Annotated in this window: 15 protein-coding genes, 1 tRNA gene and 1 pseudogene; 13 read left to right on the top strand and 4 right to left on the bottom strand. The window is 59.5% G+C overall.

Annotated features, from left to right (window positions below):
• The 10 genes from ERE07_RS20705 to rpoC form a co-directional block, all read left to right on the top strand.
• On the top strand, positions 1 to 467 hold a 467-nt coding region (locus ERE07_RS20705), incomplete at its 5' end, for an EF-Tu C-terminal domain-related protein (protein WP_245153818.1).
• A 106-nt stretch (positions 468 to 573) separates the two neighbouring features.
• A tRNA-Trp gene (locus ERE07_RS20710) sits at positions 574 to 649 on the top strand.
• A gap of 48 nt (positions 650 to 697) precedes the next feature.
• Complete coding sequence (gene secE / locus ERE07_RS20715) at positions 698 to 1,078, top strand: preprotein translocase subunit SecE (protein WP_130010932.1); 381 nt, start codon at positions 698 to 700, stop codon at positions 1,076 to 1,078.
• A 9-nt stretch (positions 1,079 to 1,087) separates the two neighbouring features.
• Positions 1,088 to 1,621 carry a transcription termination/antitermination protein NusG gene (nusG, locus tag ERE07_RS20720; protein ID WP_130010933.1) on the top strand — a complete coding sequence of 178 codons (534 nt, stop codon included), beginning with the start codon at positions 1,088 to 1,090 and terminating at the stop codon, positions 1,619 to 1,621.
• A gap of 64 nt (positions 1,622 to 1,685) precedes the next feature.
• Positions 1,686 to 2,117, top strand: coding sequence for a 50S ribosomal protein L11 (gene rplK / locus ERE07_RS20725; protein ID WP_130010934.1), 432 nt, complete (start codon positions 1,686 to 1,688; stop codon positions 2,115 to 2,117).
• 2 nt (positions 2,118 to 2,119) lie between these two features.
• Positions 2,120 to 2,815, top strand: coding sequence for a 50S ribosomal protein L1 (rplA, locus tag ERE07_RS20730; protein WP_130010935.1), 696 nt, complete (start codon positions 2,120 to 2,122; stop codon positions 2,813 to 2,815).
• 250 nt (positions 2,816 to 3,065) lie between these two features.
• Positions 3,066 to 3,590: a 50S ribosomal protein L10 gene (gene rplJ, locus ERE07_RS20735; RefSeq protein WP_130010936.1), complete on the top strand. Its 525-nt coding sequence runs from the start codon at positions 3,066 to 3,068 to the stop codon at positions 3,588 to 3,590.
• Positions 3,591 to 3,657: 67 nt separating this feature from the next.
• Entirely contained in the window at positions 3,658 to 4,032 is a 375-nt protein-coding gene (rplL, locus tag ERE07_RS20740; protein ID WP_130010937.1) for a 50S ribosomal protein L7/L12, read from the top strand.
• Between the two features lie 161 nt (positions 4,033 to 4,193).
• Positions 4,194 to 8,306, top strand: a complete 4,113-nt coding sequence (rpoB, locus tag ERE07_RS20745) for a DNA-directed RNA polymerase subunit beta (protein WP_130010938.1) — start codon at positions 4,194 to 4,196, stop codon at positions 8,304 to 8,306.
• On the top strand, positions 8,306 to 12,574 hold the full coding sequence (gene rpoC / locus ERE07_RS20750; protein WP_130010939.1) for a DNA-directed RNA polymerase subunit beta': 4,269 nt from the start codon (positions 8,306 to 8,308) through the stop codon (positions 12,572 to 12,574). The genes rpoB and rpoC overlap by 1 nt, the downstream gene beginning before the upstream one ends.
• 145 nt (positions 12,575 to 12,719) lie before the next feature.
• Here the strand turns inward: rpoC and ERE07_RS20755 are convergent, their stop codons facing one another.
• The gene (locus ERE07_RS20755; protein WP_130010940.1) at positions 12,720 to 13,322 is read right to left on the bottom strand and encodes an LOG family protein; all 603 of its coding nucleotides are present in this window, start codon (positions 13,320 to 13,322) and stop codon (positions 12,720 to 12,722) included.
• A gap of 249 nt (positions 13,323 to 13,571) precedes the next feature.
• Here ERE07_RS20755 and ERE07_RS20760 point away from each other — a divergent pair, with 249 nt between their 5' ends.
• Both ERE07_RS20760 and ERE07_RS20765 read left to right on the top strand, forming a co-directional pair.
• On the top strand, positions 13,572 to 14,405 hold the full coding sequence (locus ERE07_RS20760; protein ID WP_130010941.1) for an SAM-dependent methyltransferase: 834 nt from the start codon (positions 13,572 to 13,574) through the stop codon (positions 14,403 to 14,405).
• Between the two features lie 12 nt (positions 14,406 to 14,417).
• Positions 14,418 to 15,767, top strand: coding sequence for an APC family permease (locus tag ERE07_RS20765; protein WP_130010942.1), 1,350 nt, complete (start codon positions 14,418 to 14,420; stop codon positions 15,765 to 15,767).
• Positions 15,768 to 15,957: 190 nt separating this feature from the next.
• On the opposite strand, the pseudogene rhuM reads toward ERE07_RS20765, so the two are convergent.
• Together rhuM and mnmE are read right to left on the bottom strand one after the other, a co-directional pair.
• Positions 15,958 to 16,575: pseudogene (rhuM, locus tag ERE07_RS20770) on the bottom strand (RhuM family protein); the annotation flags it as partial.
• Positions 16,576 to 16,735: 160 nt separating this feature from the next.
• On the bottom strand, positions 16,736 to 18,223 hold the full coding sequence (gene mnmE, locus ERE07_RS20775) for a tRNA uridine-5-carboxymethylaminomethyl(34) synthesis GTPase MnmE (RefSeq protein ID WP_130010963.1): 1,488 nt from the start codon (positions 18,221 to 18,223) through the stop codon (positions 16,736 to 16,738).
• A gap of 191 nt (positions 18,224 to 18,414) precedes the next feature.
• Between mnmE and ERE07_RS20780 the strand changes: the two genes are divergently transcribed.
• Positions 18,415 to 18,711, top strand: a complete 297-nt coding sequence (locus ERE07_RS20780) for a YciI family protein (protein WP_130010943.1) — start codon at positions 18,415 to 18,417, stop codon at positions 18,709 to 18,711.
• A gap of 145 nt (positions 18,712 to 18,856) precedes the next feature.
• Here the strand turns inward: ERE07_RS20780 and ERE07_RS20785 are convergent, their stop codons facing one another.
• Positions 18,857 to 20,344, bottom strand: coding sequence for a catalase (locus ERE07_RS20785; RefSeq protein WP_130010944.1), 1,488 nt, complete (start codon positions 20,342 to 20,344; stop codon positions 18,857 to 18,859).
• Between the last annotated feature and the right edge of the window lie 903 nt (positions 20,345 to 21,247).

Below are 21,247 nucleotides of genomic sequence, written 5' to 3' on the forward strand. Positions count from 1 at the left end.
GCGAGGAAATCGAGATCGTGGGCATCAAGGACACGGTCAAGACTACGTGCACGGGCGTGGAGATGTTCCGCAAGCTGCTCGATCAGGGCGAGGCGGGCGATAACGTGGGTATCTTGCTGCGCGGCACCAAGCGCGAAGACGTCGAGCGCGGCCAGGTGCTGGCCAAGCCCGGCTCGATCAAGCCGCACACGGACTTCTCGGCCGAGGTGTACATTCTGTCCAAGGACGAGGGTGGCCGTCATACGCCGTTCTTCCAGGGCTATCGTCCGCAGTTTTACTTCCGCACGACGGACGTGACGGGCACGATCGAGCTGCCGGCGGACAAGGAAATGGTACTGCCTGGCGATAACGTGTCGATGAAGGTAAGCCTGATTGCGCCGATCGCCATGGAAGAAGGCCTGCGCTTTGCCATCCGCGAAGGCGGACGCACGGTCGGGGCCGGCGTGGTCGCCAGCATCGCCAAGTAAAGACTGGCCGCAAACTGGCGGACACAGCGTGTCGGCCAGGTGCAGTAAAAGTAGTACAGTTGTACAAGGGCGATGAAGCCGAAAGGATTCATCGCTTTCAGAGTCTAGGGGTATAGCTCAATTGGCAGAGCGTCGGTCTCCAAAACCGAAGGTTGTAGGTTCGATTCCTACTGCCCCTGCCAGACATTCAGTTACATCGTAGCCGCTCAGGTGGCGCCACCAGCCGGAATATGTCGAATAGCAATGTAGAAACCGTTACCAGCACCGTAGATCGCATCAAGCTGGGTCTCGCTGTGCTCGTAATTGTAGCTGGCATCGTTGGTTATTCGATGATGGAAGGCCAGCCAACCGTCGCGCGCGTCGGTGTCTTTGTTGGCGGCCTGATCGTTGCCGGCATCATCGCCTGGTTCAGCGAACCAGGGCGTCGTACCCTCAGCTTCGGACGCGACTCCTATAACGAAGTCAAGCGTGTCGTGTGGCCCACGCGCAAGGAAACCACTCAAATGACAGGCATAGTATTTGCCTTCGTTGTGGTGATGGGTATTTTCCTGTGGGTCGTTGATAAAGCGCTGGAGTGGGTCATTTATGGCTTGCTGCTGGGCTGGAGATAAAGGGCACACATGAGCAAGCGTTGGTATGTTGTCCACGTTTATTCCGGCATGGAAAAAAGCGTGCACAAGGCACTCCTGGAGCGCATAGAGCGCGCCGGGCTCGAAACGTCTTTCGGGCGCATACTGGTTCCTTCCGAAGAGGTGGTCGAGGTCAAGGGTGGTCGAAAGTCCATTTCCGAGCGCCGCATTTTCCCGGGCTATGTCCTGGTCGAGATGGATCTTACGGATGAAACCTGGCACCTGGTCAAGAATACAAACCGGGTAACCGGCTTCCTGGGCGGTTCGGGCAACCGGCCTGCGCCGATCTCCGAGCGCGAAGTGGAAAAAATCCTTTCGCAGATGGAAGAAGGCGTCGAGAAGCCCAAACCCAAGGTGCTCTTCGAGGTTGGCGAGATGGTTCGCGTCAAGGAAGGCCCCTTTGCGGACTTCAACGGCAACGTCGAGGACGTCAATTACGAGAAAAGCAAGGTGCGTGTATCGGTCACCATTTTTGGCCGCGCAACACCGGTGGAACTCGATTTCGGTCAGGTTGAGAAAACCTGAATTTTTAACCCCGGGGAGCTTTCCGCATTTGTCGGAAGGCGTTATCACCCGCAAGGAGTAAAGCATGGCGAAGAAAATCGTTGGCTTTATCAAGCTGCAAGTACCAGCTGGTAAGGCTAATCCTTCCCCCCCCATTGGTCCGGCGCTCGGTCAGCGCGGTCTGAACATCATGGAATTCTGCAAGGCATTCAATGCCAAGACGCAGGGCATGGAGCCCGGTCTGCCGATTCCGGTGGTCATCACTGCCTACGCGGACAAGAGCTTCACCTTCATCATGAAGACGCCGCCCGCCACGATCCTGATCAAAAAGGCCAGTGGTGTACAGAAGGGTTCGGCACGTCCTCACCTGGACAAGGTTGGCACGCTGACGCGCGCCCAGGCAGAAGAAATCGCCAAAACCAAGGAACCCGACCTGACGGCTGCTGATCTGGACGCCGCGGTTCGTACGATTGCCGGTACCGCCCGCAGCATGGGCATCACGGTTGAAGGGGTGTAAGCATGGCCAAGTTGAGCAAGCGCGCGGCCGCTATCGCCGCCAAGATCGATCGCAGCAAGTTTTATCCCGTTGCCGAGGCCCTGGCCCTGGTCAAGGAAACCGCTACCGCCAAGTTTGATGAGTCCATCGACGTGGCTGTTCAGTTGGGCGTCGATCCCAAAAAATCCGACCAGATCGTTCGTGGTTCGGTTGTACTGCCTGCCGGCACTGGCAAGTCTGTTCGCGTCGCCGTGTTCGCCCAAGGCGAAAAGGCTGAAGCGGCCAAGGCTGCAGGCGCCGATATCGTCGGCATGGACGGCCTGGCTGCCTCCATCAAGGGTGGTCAGATGGATTTCGACGTGGTCATTGCCTCGCCCGACGCCATGCGCGTGGTGGGTGCGCTGGGCCAGATCCTGGGCCCACGTGGCCTGATGCCCAACCCCAAGGTTGGCACGGTCACCCCCGATGTTGCCCAGGCAGTGAAGAACGCCAAGGCAGGTCAGGTCCAGTACCGTACCGACAAGGCCGGCATTATCCACGCCACCATTGGCCGCGCATCGTTCGATATCGAACAGCTGCAAAGCAACCTGAATGCACTGGTCGACGCCCTGAACAAGGCACGTCCGACGGCTGCCAAGGGTATTTATCTGCGCAAGCTGGCCGTTTCGTCCACGATGGGCGGCGGCGCTCGCATTGAAGTAGCATCGCTCGCAGCCTGATAAGGCTGTGTAGCAAAGAACTTTGGGCCATGTCGGGATTCGTCCCGGCATCGCTGTCAAAGACCGCTGGAGCCTCGCCACGCAAGCATTCGTGCACGCAAGGTGAAGCTTAATTTCAGGTTCCGGCCTGGGTCCAGCGCAGACGGCGCCCATGGAAGAATTCTTGCAGTACCAAGAACTCGACCAGGTGCGCCGCATTCGGTTGACGCTAGGGACCCTCCCAAGCGTCGTTTGAAGGAGTGTTCAAACCGTGAGTCTCAATCGTCAAGAGAAAGCGGTAGTCATCGAGGAAGTCGGCGCGGAAGTCGCAAAGGCTCAATCGGTCATTATCGCGGAGTACCGTGGTCTGGACGTCGCCTCTGTAACCGTATTGCGCAAAACAGCGCGTGAGTCGGGCGTGTATCTGCGTGTTCTCAAGAATACGCTGGTTCGCCGTGCCTTGGCAGGAACTCCTTTCGAGGAGATCTCCGCCCAGCTGACCGGTCCGTTGATGTATGGCATCAGCACTGATCCGGTCGCGGCAGCAAAAGTACTTGCCGGTTTCGCAAAGACCAACGACAAGCTGGTAATCAAAGGCGGGGCATTGCCCAACAGCCTGTTGAGCCAAGATGGTGTGAAGGCTTTGGCCACCATGCCGTCGCGCGAAGAGTTGCTCTCGAAACTCATGGGTACGATGCAAGCACCCGTCACGCAATTTGTGCGTACGCTCAACGAAGTTCCCACCAAGTTCGTTCGCGGCCTCGCGGCTGTGCGCGATCAGAAGGAAGCCGCCTAAGCGGTCGGAATTTCATACTACCGAGCGACAACCAACCTGGTTTTTAAATTTATCTGGAGTTCTTTAAATGAGCAAAGCTGAAATCCTCGACGCCATCGCCGGCATGACCGTGCTTGAGCTGTCCGAGCTGATCACAGAAATGGAAGAAAAGTTTGGTGTGTCGGCTGCTGCCGCCGCTGTTGCTGTTGCCGCGCCTGCTGCTGGTGGCGCCGCTGCTGCTGCTGAAGAGCAGACCGAGTTCACCGTTGTTCTGGCCGAAATCGGCGCGAACAAGGTCAGCGTCATCAAGGCAGTTCGCGAAATCACTGGTCTTGGCCTGAAAGAAGCCAAGGATCTGGTTGACGGTGCTCCGAAGCCTGTCAAGGAAGGTCTGGCCAAGGCTGATGCCGAAGCTGCCCAGAAGAAGCTTGAAGAAGCTGGCGCAAAAGTCGAACTCAAGTAAGACTTTTTCTGCCTGCCCGGGAAGCGCGTGTGCCTTCCCGGGCTTTTGCGTTTCCAGAAAACCCACGATTTGGTGCTGGTTTTTTGCCTGAATCGGGTTTTCTGGAGTCGTAAACCAGGGCCGTGGTTGACGGCCCATGTAACCCTCGAGTCGGAGTGCTCATGCCTTATTCGTATACCGAAAAAAAGCGCATACGCAAGAGCTTCGCCAAACGTGAAGACGTCCAGGACGTCCCCTACCTTTTGGCGACTCAACTGCAATCATACATAACGTTTTTGCAGGCGGATACTACACCTTCCAAACGAAAAGATGAAGGCCTTCAAGCGGCTTTCAGTTCTATTTTCCCTATCGTAAGCCATAACCAGATGGCGCGCCTGGAGTTCGTTAGCTACGTTCTCGGCGAACCCGTTTTCGATGTCAAGGAATGCCAGCTGCGCGGCCTAACCTATGCATCGCCGCTGCGCGCCAAAGTCCGCTTGGTGTTGATGGATCGCGAAGTCAGCAAGCCAACGGTCAAGGAAGTCAAGGAACAGGAAGTATACATGGGCGAGATACCGCTCATGACCAATACCGGTTCATTTGTGATCAATGGCACAGAGCGCGTCATCGTCTCTCAGTTGCACCGCTCGCCCGGCGTGTTCTTTGAGCACGATCGCGGCAAGACGCACAGCTCCGGCAAGCTTTTGTTTTCGGCACGCGTGATTCCCTATCGCGGCTCGTGGCTCGATTTCGAGTTCGACCCCAAGGACATCCTGTTCTTCCGTGTCGATCGTCGCCGCAAGATGCCCGTGACCATTTTGCTCAAGGCCATCGGCATGACGCCCGAGGCCATTCTGGCCTACTTCTCGGATTTCGATCACTTCGAAATTCTGCGCGAAGGGGGCATGCTCGAGTTCGTGCCCGAGCGCTGGAAGGGCGAAGTCGCGCGCTTCGACATCAAGGACAAGGCAGGCAATGTGATTGTCGAGAAAGACAAGCGCATCAATGCCAAGCACCTGCGCGAGCTGGGCGAAGCCAAGGTCGAGTACATCTCGGTTCCTGAAGACTTCCTCGTGGGCCGTGTGCTGGCCAAGAACCTGGTCAACGCCGAAACGGGCGAAGTCGTGGCCAATGCCAACGACGAGATCACCGAAACCATGCTGGGCGAGATCCGCACTGCAGGCATTCGCGAAATCGAAACGCTGTACATCAACGAACTCGATCGCGGCGGGTATATCTCGCAGACCCTGCGCACCGATGAAACCGCCGACCAGATGGCCGCGCGCGTTGCCATCTACCGCATGATGCGTCCTGGCGAGCCGCCCACCGAAGAGGCGGTCGAAGCGCTGTTCCAGCGCCTGTTCTACAGCGAAGACGCCTACGATCTGTCGCGCGTGGGCCGCATGAAGGTCAACAGCCGTCTGGGCCGTGGCGAAGATATCACGGGCCCGATGACGCTGACTAACGAAGACATTCTTGAAACCATCAAGGTGTTGGTTGAGCTGCGCAACGGCCGTGGCCAGATCGATGATATCGATCACCTGGGCAATCGTCGCGTGCGTTGCGTGGGCGAACTGGCCGAGAACCAGTTCCGCGCCGGTCTGGTGCGTGTTGAGCGCGCGGTCAAGGAGCGTCTCGGCCAGGCCGAAACCGAAAACCTGATGCCGCACGACCTGATCAACTCCAAGCCTATCTCGGCGGCCATCAAGGAGTTCTTCGGTTCCAGCCAGCTGTCGCAGTTTATGGACCAAACCAATCCGCTGTCGGAAATCACGCACAAGCGTCGCGTTTCCGCATTGGGCCCAGGCGGTCTTACCCGCGAGCGCGCCGGCTTTGAAGTGCGCGACGTGCATCCCACGCACTATGGCCGCGTCTGCCCGATTGAAACGCCGGAAGGTCCGAACATCGGTCTGATCAACTCCATGGCGTTGTATGCACGCCTGAATGAATACGGCTTCCTCGAAACCCCTTACCGCAAGATCATTGACGGCAAGGTCAGCGAGCAGATCGACTATCTGTCGGCCATCGAAGAAAGCAACTACGTGATTGCCCAGGCGAACGCGCATCTGGACGAGAGCGGACGCTTCGAGGACGACCTGGTGGCTTGCCGTCAGGCTGGCGAAACCATGTTGACCGCGCCGTCCAACGTGCACTACATGGACGTAGCGCCGTCGCAGATCGTTTCCGTGGCGGCATCGCTGATTCCCTTCCTGGAGCACGATGACGCGAACCGGGCTTTGATGGGCGCCAACATGCAGCGCCAGGCAGTGCCTTGCCTGCGTCCTGAAAAGCCGCTGGTCGGCACAGGTATCGAGCGTACGGTGGCTGTCGACTCGGGCACCACGGTGCAGGCGGTTCGTGGCGGGGTTGTGGATCACGTAGATGCCGAGCGCGTGGTGATTCGCGTCAACGACGACGAAAACGTCGCCGGTGAAGTGGGCGTGGACATCTACAATCTGATCAAGTACACCCGTTCCAACCAGAATACCAATATCAACCAGCGTCCTATCGTCAAGCGTGGCGACCATGTGGCGCGTGGCGACGTGCTGGCCGATGGCGCATCGACGGACCTGGGCGAACTCGCCCTGGGCCAGAACATGCTGATCGCGTTCATGCCCTGGAACGGCTATAACTTCGAAGATTCGATCCTGATTTCCGAAAAAATCGTGGCCGACGACCGCTATACGTCTGTTCACATCGAGGAACTCACGGTTGTGGCGCGCGACACCAAATTGGGCGCCGAAGAAATCACGCGCGATATCAGCAACCTGCCCGAGATTCAGCTTAACCGTCTGGACGATTCCGGCATTGTCTACATCGGCGCGGAAGTGCGCGCCGACGACGTGCTGGTCGGCAAGGTCACGCCCAAGGGCGAAACCCAGCTGACGCCAGAAGAGAAGCTGCTGCGCGCCATTTTCGGCGAGAAGGCGTCCGACGTGAAGGATACGTCGCTGCGCGTTCCGTCCGGCATGGTGGGTACGGTTATCGATGTGCAGGTCTTCACCCGCGAAGGCATTGAGCGCGACAAGCGTGCACAGTCCATCATCGACGATGAGCTGCGCCGTTATCGCCAGGATCTGAACGATCAGCTGCGTATTGTTGAAGACGATACCTTTGACCGTATCGGCAAGTTCCTGACAGGCAAGACGGTCAACGGTGGTCCGCGCAAGCTGGCCAAAGGCACCGAGCTCACCAAGGAATACCTGTCGGATCTGGATCGCTGGCAGTGGTTCGATATCCGCTTGGCGGACGAAGCACACGCCATCGTGCTCGAGCAGGCCAAGGAATCGCTTGAACAGAAGCGCCATCAGTTTGACCTGGCCTTCGAAGAAAAGCGCAAGAAGCTTACGCAGGGCGATGAGCTGCCCCCGGGCGTGCTCAAGATGATCAAGGTGTACCTGGCCGTCAAGCGTCGCCTGCAGCCTGGCGACAAGATGGCCGGCCGTCACGGTAACAAGGGTGTTGTCTCGCGTATTACGCCGGTCGAAGATATGCCGCATATGGCCGACGGTACGCCTGCCGACATCGTGCTCAATCCCTTGGGTGTTCCCTCTCGAATGAACGTCGGGCAGGTGCTCGAGGTTCACCTGGGCTGGGCAGCAAAGGGTCTGGGTTACCGCATCGCCGACATGCTCGACGAAGAAAAGGGCGTGCAGGTCAAGGCGCTGCGCAGCTACCTCGAAACGGTCTACAACAGCACCGGCACGGGCGCGCACATCGATGAGCTGACCGATGACGAAGTTGTTGCGATGGCGCACAACCTGAAGAACGGTCTTCCGCTGGCAACGCCTGTGTTCGACGGCGCAACCGAAGAAGAAATCGGCGAGATGCTCAAGCTGGCTTATCCCGACGAGATTGCAGAACGTCTGCAACTGACGGATACGCGCACGCAGGCATGGCTGTTTGATGGCCGTACCGGCGAGAAATTCGAGCGCCCGGTCACGATTGGCTACATGCACTACCTGAAGCTGCATCACCTGGTCGATGACAAGATGCACGCGCGTTCGACCGGTCCGTACTCGCTGGTTACGCAGCAACCGCTGGGTGGTAAAGCCCAGTTCGGTGGCCAGCGCTTCGGGGAGATGGAAGTCTGGGCGCTGGAAGCCTACGGTGCTTCGTACACGCTGCAGGAGATGCTTACCGTCAAGTCCGACGATATCTCCGGCCGCACCAAGGTGTACGAGAACATCGTCAAGGGCGACCACGTCATCGACGCCGGCATGCCCGAGTCGTTCAATGTTCTGGTCAAAGAAATTAGGTCCCTGTCCCTGGACATGGATTTGGAGCGTAAATAATGAAAGCGCTACTCGATCTATTCAAACAAGTCTCGCAAGACGAGCAATTCGATGCCATCAAGATCGGCATCGCGTCGCCGGAGAAAGTGCGGTCGTGGTCGTATGGTGAAGTCCGCAAGCCGGAAACCATCAACTACCGCACGTTCAAGCCGGAGCGCGATGGCCTGTTCTGCGCAAAGATCTTTGGTCCCATCAAGGACTACGAGTGCCTTTGCGGCAAGTACAAGCGCCTGAAGCATCGCGGCGTGATCTGCGAAAAATGCGGTGTGGAAGTCACCGTTGCCAAGGTGCGCCGCGAGCGCATGGGCCATATCGAGCTGGCCAGCCCGGTAGCGCACATCTGGTTCCTCAAGAGCCTGCCGTCGCGTCTGGGCATGGTGCTCGACATGACGCTGCGCGATATCGAGCGCGTGCTGTATTTCGAAGCCTGGTGCGTGATCGAACCTGGTATGACGCCGCTCAAGCGCGGTCAGATCATGTCCGATGACGATTTCCTGGCCAAGACAGAAGAGTACGGCGACGATTTCCACGCCCTGATGGGCGCGGAAGCCGTGCGCGAGCTGCTGCGCACGATCGACATCGATCGCGATGTCGAAACCCTGCGCGCGGAACTCAAGGCAACGTCGTCCGATGCCAAGATCAAGAAGATCTCCAAACGCCTGAAAGTACTCGAAGGCTTCCAGAAATCGGGCATCAAGCCCGAGTGGATGGTCATGGAAGTGCTGCCCGTGCTGCCACCGGACCTGCGTCCGCTGGTGCCGCTCGACGGCGGCCGTTTCGCGACGTCCGATCTGAACGACTTGTACCGTCGCGTCATCAACCGCAACAACCGCCTCAAGCGCTTGCTCGAACTGAAGGCGCCGGACATCATTCTGCGCAACGAAAAGCGCATGCTGCAGGAGTCTGTTGATTCGCTGCTGGATAACGGTCGTCGCGGCAAGGCCATGACAGGCGCCAACAAGCGCCAGCTCAAGTCGCTGGCCGACATGATCAAGGGCAAGAGCGGTCGTTTCCGTCAGAACCTGCTGGGCAAGCGCGTGGACTACTCTGGCCGTTCGGTGATTGTGGTGGGCCCGCAGCTCAAGCTGCACCAGTGCGGTCTGCCCAAGCTGATGGCGCTCGAACTGTTCAAGCCTTTCATTTTCAATCGTCTTGAAATGATGGGCCTGGCCACGACAATCAAAGCTGCCAAGAAACTGGTTGAAGGCCAGGAGCCTGTGGTGTGGGATATTCTCGAAGAGGTCATTCGTGAACACCCCATTATGCTGAACCGTGCGCCGACGCTGCACAGGCTGGGTATTCAGGCGTTCGAACCCGTGCTGATCGAAGGCAAGGCCATTCAACTGCACCCGCTGGTTTGCGCGGCGTTCAACGCCGACTTCGACGGCGACCAGATGGCTGTTCACGTGCCGCTGTCGCTGGAAGCCCAGCTTGAAGCGCGCACGCTGATGCTTGCGTCGAACAACGTGCTGTTCCCCGCCAACGGCGAGCCGTCCATCGTGCCGTCGCAGGATATCGTGCTGGGTCTGTACTACACGACGCGTGAACGCATCAATGGCAAGGGCGAAGGCCTGTTCTTCATGGACGTGGCCGAAGTCCAGCGCGCCTACGATAACGGCGAAGTCGAGCTGCAGTCGCGCGTCACCGTTCGCCTGAACGAGTACGAGAAAGACGCTGCCGGCGAATGGCAGCCTGTGCTCAAGCGTTTCGAAACGACGGTGGGCCGTGCGCTGCTGTCCGAGATCCTGCCCAGGGGCTTGCCGTTCTCCGTGTTGAACCGCCCGCTCAAGAAGAAGGAAATCTCGCGCCTGATCAACCAGTCGTTCCGTCGCTGCGGCCTGCGTGCCACGGTGATTTTTGCCGACAAGCTGATGCAGTCCGGCTTCCGCCTGGCAACGCGCGGTGGCATTTCCATCGCCATGAGCGACATGCTCGTGCCATCGGTCAAGGAAGACATCCTGGCTCAGGCCAGCAAAGAGGTCAAAGAGATCGACAAGCAGTATTCCTCGGGTCTGGTAACAGCCCAGGAACGCTACAACAACGTGGTCGATATCTGGGGCAAGGCTGGCGACAAGGTTGGCAAGGCCATGATGGAGCAGCTTGCCACGGAACCGGTCATCAACCGCCATGGCGAAGAAGTCCGCCAGGAGTCTTTCAACTCCATCTACATGATGGCTGACTCGGGTGCCCGGGGTTCTGCTGCGCAGATTCGCCAGCTGGCAGGTATGCGCGGCCTGATGGCCAAGCCGGATGGCTCGATTATCGAGACGCCGATTACCGCCAACTTCCGCGAAGGCCTGAACGTGCTTCAGTACTTTATTTCGACGCACGGCGCACGTAAAGGTCTGGCGGATACGGCACTGAAGACGGCAAACTCGGGTTACCTGACGCGTCGCCTGGTCGACGTGACGCAGGATCTGGTCATCACCGAGACGGATTGCGGCACGACGCGCGGCTACTCGATGAAGGCGCTGGTCGAGGGCGGTGAAGTGATCGAACCGTTGCGCGACCGTATCCTGGGCCGGGTAGCGGCTGTGGATATCGTCAACCCGGATACGCAGGAAACGGCGGTGCCGGCCGGCACGCTGCTGGACGAAGACATCGTTGACCTGATTGACAGCATCGGGGTGGATGAGGTCAAGATCCGTACGCCGCTCACGTGCGAAACCCGTCATGGCCTGTGCGCGCATTGCTACGGCCGCGATCTGGGTCGCGGTACGATGGTCAACCGTGGCGAAGCGGTGGGTGTCATCGCGGCCCAGTCCATCGGCGAGCCGGGCACGCAGCTGACGATGCGTACTTTCCACATCGGTGGCGCGGCATCGCGTTCGGCCATGGCCAGCTCGGTGGAAACCAAGTCGGCCGGTACGGTGGCTTTTGCCATTGGCCTGCGCTATGTCACCAACGCCAAGGGTGAGCGCGTGGCGATTTCCCGTTCGGGCGAGATCGTTATTTTCGACGACAACCGCCGGGAGCGCGAGCGCCACAAGATACCTTATGGCGCCACGATTACCGTGGGCGACAACGATAACGTCAAGGCCGGTACGCGTCTGGCGACATGGGATCCGCTGACACGCCCCATCGTGTCCGAATACACCGGTACGGTGCGCTTCGAGAACATCGAGGAAGGCGTTACGGTTGTCAAGCAGCTTGACGAGGTCACGGGCCTGTCCACGCTGGTGGTGATCACACCCAAGACGCGCAGCGGCAAGGTCATGATGCGTCCGCAGATTCGCCTGCTCAATGAGGCTGGCGAAGACGTCCGCATCGCGGGTACGGATCACGCGGTCAGCATTTCTTTCCCTGTCGGCGCGCTGATTACGGTGCGCGACGGACAGCAGGTCAATATCGGTGAGGTGCTGGCGCGTATTCCGCAAGAATCGCAAAAGACACGCGATATTACCGGCGGTCTGCCACGTGTGGCCGAGCTGTTCGAAGCCCGTTCGCCCAAGGATGCCGGCATGCTGGCAGACGTCACGGGTACGGTGTCGTTCGGTAAGGACACCAAGGGTAAGCAGCGTCTGGTCATCACCGACATGGATGGCGTGAGCCACGAGTTCCTGATTCCCAAGGAAAAACAGGTGCTGGTGCACGACGGCCAGGTGGTGAACAAGGGCGAAATGATCGTGGACGGCCCGGCCGATCCTCACGATATCCTGCGTTTGCAGGGCATCGAGAAGCTGGCCAACTATGTCGTGAATGAAGTGCAGGACGTGTACCGTCTGCAAGGCGTGAAGATCAACGACAAGCACATCGAGGTGATCGTTCGCCAGATGCTGCGTCGCGTGAACATCACCGACGCCGGCGATACCAACTTCATTACCGGCGAGCAGGTCGAGCGCTCCGAACTGCTGAACGAGAACGATCGCATGGAAGCCGAAGGCAAGATTCCTGCCACGTACGACAACGTACTGCTGGGGATCACCAAGGCTTCGCTGTCGACGGATTCGTTCATCTCCGCGGCGTCGTTCCAGGAAACCACGCGCGTGCTGACTGAAGCCGCGATCATGGGCAAGCGGGACGATCTGCGCGGCCTGAAGGAAAACGTCATTGTCGGTCGCCTGATTCCCGCAGGTACGGGCATGTCGTATCACATGGCACGCAAGGACAAGGAGGCTCACGAGGCCGCCGAGCGTCAGGCAGCGCGCGCCATGGCCAATCCTTTCGAGGATACGCCGGCTGAAACCGTGGCGGAAGCCCACGCGGAAAGCCACGACGATGCGCCGTCGGCGGAGCAGTCCCCGTCCGGTGATGTTGCCGACGAGTAATCTGCTGGTGGGTTAGCCGCTGCGGCCGTTTGGCCAAGGCGGCGCCTCCGATCAGAAGTGCGTCGGCGCAAGCCATCGCCAAAAAAAGCCGGGCCCTGTCATTACGCAGGGCCCGGCTTTTTGTCGCTTGCTTACCTTGGCTGGATTATGGCTCGACTTTTTCGGTGGCAGGCATCCATTTGCGATGGGGCGGGGTGTAATCACGAAAACCTGCGAGCAGCACTTCGAGCGTGTCCGCGAAAATCAGCATATCGTCGTATTGTTGCTTCATGAAGCCTTCTGCGACCATCTTGCGGGTCATTCCGCGCAGGGGGTCGAAATAACCCTTGGTATTGAGAAAGCCGCAGGGTTTTTGATGAATGCCCAGTTGGGCCCAGGTCCATTGTTCGAAGATTTCGTCCAGGGTGCCGGCGCCACCCGGCAGAGCGACGAAGGCAGTGGCCAGGTCGGCCATTCTGGCCTTGCGCTGATGCATGTTTTCAACGACGTGCAGATCTGTCAGGCCTGTATGAGCGATCTCGCTATCGACAAGTGAGCGTGGCATTACGCCGGTAACGCGCCCACCCGCGGCAATCGCAGCATCGGCCAGCGCTCCCATCAGCCCCACGCGGCCGCCCCCGTAGACAATCTCGATACCCGCCGAAGCCAGCGCATGGCCGGTTTCCTGGGCCGAGGCGAGGTAGATGGGATCTGTGCCCGGGCTGGAACCGCAAAAGACGCCCACGACGAGTTGAGATGTTGCTGCCATATCCAGTGCTTCCTGTATCAACGTCCATAGTATGAAAACAGGTTAGCACGGGGGCGTTTGGCACGCATCAAGCGCAAAAACGTAAAAATTTGTTCAGCTTAGCGTAAGCAATGACAGATTGAAGTAGCATCAGTAACGTGCCGGATGCGGTTGCAGTAGTGCGCAAGGCACACGCAAATCGAGGTGATGGCGGTTGCTGGTTGGCGGCCGAGATCACAACCCAGGGTAGGTCAACCTAAGGAGAGGATCATGCTGATCAGCTACTTTCGGCGTCATTGTCCGGGTCGCGCCTGCGTGATGGTTGCGGGCAGTTTTCTCATCGTTACGCTGGGTTTTTTGCCTTCAAGCGCTGCGGCAGATACCTTTGATGTCCCTTTTGTGCCTACCCCGCCCGAGGTAGTGGAGCGCATGCTCAACATGGCGGAAGTGGGGCCGTCGGATCGCGTGATAGATCTGGGGTCGGGAGATGGCCGTATCGCCATTGCCGCGGTGAAGGACAGGGCTGCGCTGTCTGCGCTGGGGGTGGATTTGAATCCGGTTCGCGTTGAAGAGGCGAAGGCGAATGCGAAAGACGCCGGGGTGTCCGATCGGGTGGAGTTCCGTCAGGAGGATTTGTTTGACACGGATTTTTCCAATGCAACCGTCTTGACCATGTATTTGCTGCCAAACGTCAACATGCGTTTGCGTCCTAAGGTGCTGGATCTGGCTGCCGGAACGCGCGTGGTGTCGCATGCCTTCGATATGGATGATTGGGAAAGCGACGATTATGCGCGCTTGGGCAATCGCGATGTCTATATGTGGGTTGTGCCCGCCAAGGTTGCCGGCGCCTGGCAACTGGATGGCCCGGAAGGTTCGCTGGCGCTGGACGTGGAACAGACGTTCCAGCACCTGAGCGGCATTGCACAGACGGCCAAAGGACACGCCATGCCCGTCCGGGGCAAGCTGCGGGGCAAGGAGATCACGCTGCAAATCGGTGACGGCAACGAGGCGCGCCATTACACGGGCACGGTGCAGGCGGACACGATGGCGGCCAATCCTGCGACGGGCAATGTTGTGCAGGGCTGGCGTGCGGTTCGGCGCTGACGGGCGGCATTCATGACGGTCAATGTTGCCGCAACAGGCCCGGCTGCGCTGGCACCGCAGGTCGGCGGCCTGTCTGTACTGGACGCGGTGGCGATGCTGGTTGGCGTGGTGGTGGGCATCGGCATTTTTGGCTTTCCGCCTTTGGTGGCGCAGCATGCCTGGTCAGCCCCCGTCTATATGGCCTTGTGGCTTGCTGGCGGCGCGCTCATGTTTGTGGGCGCGCTTTGCTATGCGGAGCTGGGCAGCACCTATCCCGATGCGGGAGGGGAGTACGCTTTTCTGGCGCGGGCTTGGGGGCGCAATGTCGGCGTGCTCTTCGCATGGGCCCGCGGAACGATTATTCAGACTGGGGCCATCGCCGCCGTGGCCTTCATCTTCGGTGATTATGCGCAGGTGCTGTGGCCGCTCGGGCCGTACGGTCCTGCATGGTATGGCGCGATGGTCGTGGCTGTGCTCACCGTGATCAATATGGTGGGTGCGCTGGCGTCGCGGCGTTTGCAGCGCGTCTTGACGCTCTTTACCGTGTTGGCGATGGTCGTCGTGGCGCTGGCAGGGCTGACGCTGTCTACGCCTGTTGACATGCAGGCCGGCGCGAGCAGCGAGGTACGGCAGATGAGCATGGCCGGCACGCTGGGCATGGGTATGGTATTCGTGCTGTTGACGTATGGCGGTTGGAATGAGGCAGCCTACCTGTCGGGAGAGCTGCGTGATGTGCGACGCAATATGTGGCGAGTGCTTTTGCTGGGCACGGTGGTGATCACTACCATCTATCTGTTGGTGAATCTGGCCTATCTGCGGGTGTTTGGCCTGGAGGGCCTGCGGGGCACGCATACGGTGGGCGCAGATATGATGTCCATGTTGGCGGGACCCTGGGCGGCCATACTGCTGAGTCTGCTGGTGTGTTGTACTGCGCTGGGCACGATCAATGCCTGTATTTTTACGGGTGCTCGTGTGTATTATGCGCTGGGCCGCGACGTTCCCGCGCTAGGGGTTCTGGGTGCCTGGAGCAATCGAGGCGCGACGCCGGTACGGGCGTTGGCGCTGCAGGGCGGGATTACGCTGTTGCTTATCCTGTTCGGCGCATTCAGCGAGAGCGGGCTGGAGGCAATGGTGGCCTATACGGCGCCAGTCTTCTGGCTGTTCATGTTTCTGACGGCCATGGCGGTCATTGTATTGCGACGCCGCGATGGTGGACGCGAGCGCCCGTTCCGGGTGCCGTTCTATCCCCTGACACCGCTGGTGTTGGCATTGACGTGTCTGGCGCTCTTCTGGGCGAGCGCCCGCTATGCTGGGACGGGCGCGTGGCTGGGGCTGGTGGTGCTGGTGGCGGGCCTGCCGCTGTTGTGGGTGGGGCGTCGTTGAGGCGCTTGGCGCACGTCGCGGATTGTCCCTTTTGTCTGTTCTGGTGGAATGGATGCAAATGGGTTAGGGAAGGGGTTGGTTGAGCGTACCCGAGATTTTGTGTTGAATCATCTCTTGCCGCCTGGCTTGCCGTGGGCACGCTGGCGCCAGACGGCTGTTGGCATTGCGACGGGCTGCCTACGTCTGCCTTGCGCACCGAGACACCTTTGGATGCTCCCGGCCAATTGGTCAACCCGACGTTCGGTTCCTGCGTATCCACCCGCTGCATGATTAATTCTGCAGCCGTGTGGCCATGTGCGGCCCAGTGCATCTTGTTCTGCACGGTGGCGAAGAACTATTTCGATGTTTCCGTGTGCGGGTCGTAATCTAGGCTAGTGGCATAGATGTCCAGCACCTTGCGCCAGAACACCTTTTCCGAGGAGCGGATGTCGCGGATACGCGCCAGCAATTCTTCGAAATAGTCGGCATCCTCGCCTCGCTTGAAGCGCTCGTCGTCCAGCAGTACGCCCTTGGTCAGGTAGGTCGCAAGTTGTTCCGTAGCCCAGCGACGGAACTGGGCACCTCGGTGCGACTTCGCACGGTAGCCGACCCCCAGGACCACTTCCAGGCTGTAGTGCTTCTGTCTGCGGCTAACTTGCCGTTCACGCTCCCATCGAACCTGTAAGTACGGCTTACAAGTTGCCTCTTCCACCAGCTCCCCGGACTGATAAATGGCGCGGATATGCTGGGTGATGTTCTGCGGTGAACACTGATATAGCTCAGCCAGCTGTGCCTGAGTCAGCCAAATGCCGCCATCCTGGGATCGCACCTGGACACGTGTCTGGGCATCTTCGGTCTGATACAGCAGAAACTCATCCGACAAAGCCTGCAACTGGGCGGCAGACAGGTTCTGCGCAGACGAAAATTCCTTTATTTACAAGTATTAGATCCACGTCCGCAGACATCAGTGGATGTCCCTGGACCCCACCTCACTTTCCAATACAGAAACTGGAAAAAATCTCCCCCAGCAAATCGTCGCTGGTGAATTGCCCAGTGATTTCGCACAGAGCATCGTGGGCGAGACGGAGTTCTTCGGCGAATAAGTCGAGCACCTGATCGCTCTGGCTGGCGTGGTCGGCGGCGAGCGCGAGGTGCTGGCGGGCGGCGTCCAGGGCGAAGAGGTGGCGTTCCCGGGCAAGCCAGGGCGATTCGGCGCCGGGGCTCCAGCCGGCGATGTCCAGCAATCTGCGACGCAGGCTGTCAAGACCCTGGCCGGTTTTGGCGGAGATGTGCAGAACGGTGGTCTGGCCGTGTTCGGTGCTTTGCCCTTTGCTGGCCGGAGCTGGTGCAGGCTGGCCGGCGACCTGGCTTGTGCCGCTGGCGGGCAGGGTTGCCTCGTCTGCCGCATTGGCATCGTCTGTCTGATTGATCGCAGACGCGAGTGCCGCGCCGGACAGCAGATCCAGCTTGTTGTATACCTTGAGTACCGGGGTGCGGGCGGGCAGCCTTGCGGTGATGGCGGAGTCGAGTTCGTCGTTGGGTTTGCGGGCGTCCTGCAGGTGAATGATGACGTTGGCTTTCTCGATCTCGGCCCAGCTGCGTGCAATGCCTATGCTTTCGACGGTGTCGTCAGTGTCGCGCAGGCCGGCGGTGTCGATGATGTGCATGGGCACGCCGTCGATGTGAATCTGCTGGATGACTTTGTCGCGCGTGGTGCCGGCGATGGGGGTGACAATGGCGATGTCGTCGCCAGCCAGGGCATTGAGCAGGCTGGATTTGCCGACGTTGGGCTGGCCGGCCAGAACCACATGCAGGCCTTCGCGCAGAATCATGCCTTGGCGGGCTTGGGCGGTGAGGGCGTCAAGGTCTTGGCGGATTGCGGCAAGCGTGGGTGCAGCCTGGTATTTTTCCAGAAAGTCGATTTCTTCTTCCGGGAAGTCGAGTGTGGCTTCGACGAGCATGCGCAAGTGAATGATGCGGTCGTTCAGGCCATTGACCTGTGCCGAGAAGGCGCCGCTGAGCGAGGCCATGGCGCTGCGGGCGGCGGCTTCTGAGGAGGCATCGATGAGATCGGCCACGGCTTCGGCCTGGGCGAGATCCATGCGGTCGTTCAGAAAGGCGCGCTGGGTGAATTCGCCAGGCTCGGCCAGGCGCAGGCCGTGCGCCTGGCCGATGTCGAGGCAGTGCTGCAGGATGCGCCGCAGGACCGCTGGCCCGCCGTGACCCTGCAGCTCGAGGACGTCTTCGCCGGTGTAAGAGTGTGGCGCGTTGAAGTAGAGCGCGATGCCGGCGTCCATGGCCATGCCCTGGCTGTCGTTGAAGGGCAGATAGTGGGCGTGACGGGGCGTGAGGTCGCGCGCAAGCAGTTTGCGAATCAGCGGCTGAAGTTCGCGGCCGGAGATGCGTATGACGCCGATGCCGCCGCGCCCTGGGGCGGTGGCGATGGCGATGATGGGATCGTGGGCACGCAGGGACATGGCAAAATATACAGTGGAAAAACGTTGATTGAGCGCATTCATTCCCTGCTATGCCTGGCGCCGGACAAAGGCAGCGGCGCCGGGGTAGTATTGCGCTAGGGATACAAGGCCCGCCGGATACGAAAGTGTAGCGTTTCGGGGGCGTTTCGGGCACGGTGTCGTGCCGATTCTGATTGCAAACAGGAGCCATCATGCCATATCTGATTGAAACCTTCGACAAGCCTCACTCTGCAGCGTTGCGCCAGGCGGTGCGCGACAGCCATCTGGATTTCCTGGAGGAGAACAAGGGGCTGCTGCTGGCGTGCGGAGCCAAGCTGGAGGACGATGGCACGGGAGGTACGGGCAGTGTCTATATCGTGGATGTGGAAACCCGTGCGGAAGCTGAGGATTTTGTGAATCGGGATCCGTTTGCGGTGGCGGGGCTGTTCGAGCGCACGGTGATTACACGCTGGCGCAAGGCCTATCTGGACGGAAAGTGTTATCTGTAGGCGCGTAGTTGGCCCCTGCGATGGGCCGGGCGCGGCGCCGTGGGTTGCTCCGCGCAATGAACGCCCCCGCTGCCATGCAACGGGGGCGTTCCCCTTCTTGCCCGGTCACGTTCGTGCTTGTCTCACGCTCGCAACTTGGCAATCCTTACGCCGTGGTCAGATGGGCGGTTGATTCAGCGCCGACGGACTGCTCATCTTGGCGCTCGACGGCTATGATGGCGTCGGCCACTCCGGCGCCATAGGCCGGGTCTGCCAGGGCGCAGTGGTCGATGTGCCGTTGCTGGATATCTTTGCTTACGCCCGCGATGGCTCTGGCGGTGTTATAGAACAACGCCTGTTTCTGTTCATCGTTCATCAGGCGGAACAGATTGCCGGGCTGCGAGAAGTAGTCCGTGTCTTCGCGGTGGTTCCAGTGATCGGCGGCGCCTTCGATGGACAGTGGCGGCTCGCGGAACTCAGGCTGGTCCTGCCATTCGCCGCTGGCGTTGGGTTCGTTGCCGGTGATGCCGCCGTGGTTGCCGTCCACGCGCATGGCGCCGTCTCGATGGTAGCTATGGAAGGGGCATTTTGGCGCATTGACCGGAATCTGGTGGTGGTTCACACCCAGACGATAGCGATGCGCATCGCCATATGAGAACAGACGGGCCTGCAGCATGCGGTCGGGCGAAAAGCCGATGCCGGGCACAACGTTGGCGGGCGAAAAGGCTGCCTGCTCTACTTCGGCGAAGAAGTTTTCAGGATTGCGGTTCAGTTCCATTTCACCGACTTCGATCAGCGGGTAATCGCCATGCGGCCAGACTTTGGTCAGGTCGAAAGGGTTCAGGTGGTAACTGCCGGCTTCTTTCTCGGGCATGATCTGGACATACAGTGTCCAGCGCGGAAAATCGCCTTTTTCGATGGCTTCGAAGAGGTCGCGCTGGGAGCTTTCGCGGTCGCGTCCGACGATTTCGCTGGCCTGGGCATCAGTGAGGTTTTTGATGCCCTGTTTGGTGACGAAGTGAAATTTAACCCAGAAGCGTTGGTTCTGTGCGTTGATGAAGCTGAACGTGTGGCTGCCGAACAGGTGCATGTTGCGATAGCCGACGGGGATGCCCCGGTCGCTCATGACAATGGTGACCTGGTGTAGTGCCTCGGGCAGGCCGGTCCAGAATTCCCAGTTGTTCTGCGCGCTGCGCATGCCGGTACGGGGATCGCGTTTGACGGCATGGTTCAGGTCGGGAAACTTGAGCGGATCTCTAAAGAAGAACACCGGGGTGTTGTTGCCGACCAGGTCCCAGTTGCCTTGCTCGGTATAGAACTTCATGGCGATACCGCGGATGTCGCGTTCGGCGTCGGCGGCGCCTCGTTCACCGGCTACGGTGGAGAAGCGCGCAAACATGGGGGTTTTTTTGCCGATTTCGGAGAAGATGCTGGCGCGGGTGTATTGGGTGATGTCGTGCGTAACGGTGAATGTGCCGTAGGCGCCGGCGCCTTTTGCGTGCATGCGGCGCTCGGGGATGACTTCGCGGTCGAAGTGGGCGAGTTTTTCGATGAGCCAGATGTCCTGTAGGAGGGCTGGGCCACGGGGACCGGCGGTCATGGTGTTTTGGTTGTCAACGACGGGTGCGCCTGAGGCGGTGGTGAGTTTTTTCATCGTTTAGTCCTTTGATGGTTGGGGTAACCCATGGGGTCGGTCACTCGGGATATCCATGTTATGGGGAAGGCGGTGGTGCCGTATGGACATGGATCAAAGTCTAAGCGCTAATGTGATTTAGAGGAAATTGATTGTTTCTTTTGTTCCGATTGAATTTTACTATTTGTATGTTGGGGGATTAAGGCTTTCTGGTATGGGTGTCTGGTGTCTGGTGTCTGGTGTCTGGTGTCGGTGTCTGAGCCTGAGGTCAACAGGGTGACTTCGGCGGTCGCCGTCGGCGACTTCCCGCTGCCCCGGGGCACGACGGGGCGGCCGCAAAACTCGCGCGGTGCACAGTCCCCCGGACTGTGCACAAGCGTCGCGCTCAAACAGTTGCGGCCTTGCCTCCCCGTCCTGTCCCAGGTCAGCGGCGCCTGCGAATCACCCTGCTGACCTCAGGCTCAGACACCTGGCAGCGGCGTGGAATGCACCTATGCATGTCTTTTCGCTATGTTTCGGCTCAGCGGCGCGTGCGAATCACGCTGTTGACCTCAGGCTCAGACACCTGGCTGCGGCGTGGAATGCCGCTATGCATGTCTTTTCGCTATGTTTCGGCTCAACGGCGCGTGCGAATCACGCTGTTGACCTCAGGCTCAGACACCTGGCTGCGGCGTGGAATGCCGCTATGCTTGTCCTGTCGCTATGTTTCGGCTCAACGGCGCGTGCGAATCACGCTGTTGACCTCAGGCTCAGATACCTGGCAGCGGCGTGGAATGCCGCTATGCTTGTCCTGTCGCTATGTTTCGGCTCAACGGCGCGTGCGAATCACGCTGTTGACCTCAGGCTCAGATACCTGGCAGCGGCGTGGAATGCACCTATGCATGTCTTTTCGCTATGTTTCGGCTCAGCGGCGCGTGCGAATCA

It is taken from the genome of Allopusillimonas ginsengisoli (genome assembly GCF_004153455.1).
GTDB classification, from domain to species: Bacteria; Pseudomonadota; Gammaproteobacteria; order Burkholderiales; family Burkholderiaceae_B; genus Allopusillimonas; species Allopusillimonas ginsengisoli.

Excerpts from the sequence above, each read along its gene's own strand:
- secE (WP_130010932.1), top strand. The coding sequence starts at position 698 with ATGTCGAATAGCAATGTAGAAACCGTTACCAGCACCGTAGATCGCATC.
- nusG (WP_130010933.1), top strand. The coding sequence starts at position 1,088 with ATGAGCAAGCGTTGGTATGTTGTCCACGTTTATTCCGGCATGGAAAAA.
- rplK (WP_130010934.1), top strand. The coding sequence starts at position 1,686 with ATGGCGAAGAAAATCGTTGGCTTTATCAAGCTGCAAGTACCAGCTGGT.
- rplA (WP_130010935.1), top strand. The coding sequence starts at position 2,120 with ATGGCCAAGTTGAGCAAGCGCGCGGCCGCTATCGCCGCCAAGATCGAT.
- rplL (WP_130010937.1), top strand. The coding sequence starts at position 3,658 with ATGAGCAAAGCTGAAATCCTCGACGCCATCGCCGGCATGACCGTGCTT.
- rpoB (WP_130010938.1), top strand. The coding sequence starts at position 4,194 with ATGCCTTATTCGTATACCGAAAAAAAGCGCATACGCAAGAGCTTCGCC.
- rpoC (WP_130010939.1), top strand. The coding sequence starts at position 8,306 with ATGAAAGCGCTACTCGATCTATTCAAACAAGTCTCGCAAGACGAGCAA.
- ERE07_RS20755 (WP_130010940.1), bottom strand. The coding sequence starts at position 13,322 with ATGGCAGCAACATCTCAACTCGTCGTGGGCGTCTTTTGCGGTTCCAGC.
- ERE07_RS20760 (WP_130010941.1), top strand. The coding sequence starts at position 13,572 with ATGCTGATCAGCTACTTTCGGCGTCATTGTCCGGGTCGCGCCTGCGTG.
- ERE07_RS20765 (WP_130010942.1), top strand. The coding sequence starts at position 14,418 with ATGACGGTCAATGTTGCCGCAACAGGCCCGGCTGCGCTGGCACCGCAG.
- mnmE (WP_130010963.1), bottom strand. The coding sequence starts at position 18,223 with ATGTCCCTGCGTGCCCACGATCCCATCATCGCCATCGCCACCGCCCCA.
- ERE07_RS20780 (WP_130010943.1), top strand. The coding sequence starts at position 18,415 with ATGCCATATCTGATTGAAACCTTCGACAAGCCTCACTCTGCAGCGTTG.
- ERE07_RS20785 (WP_130010944.1), bottom strand. The coding sequence starts at position 20,344 with ATGAAAAAACTCACCACCGCCTCAGGCGCACCCGTCGTTGACAACCAA.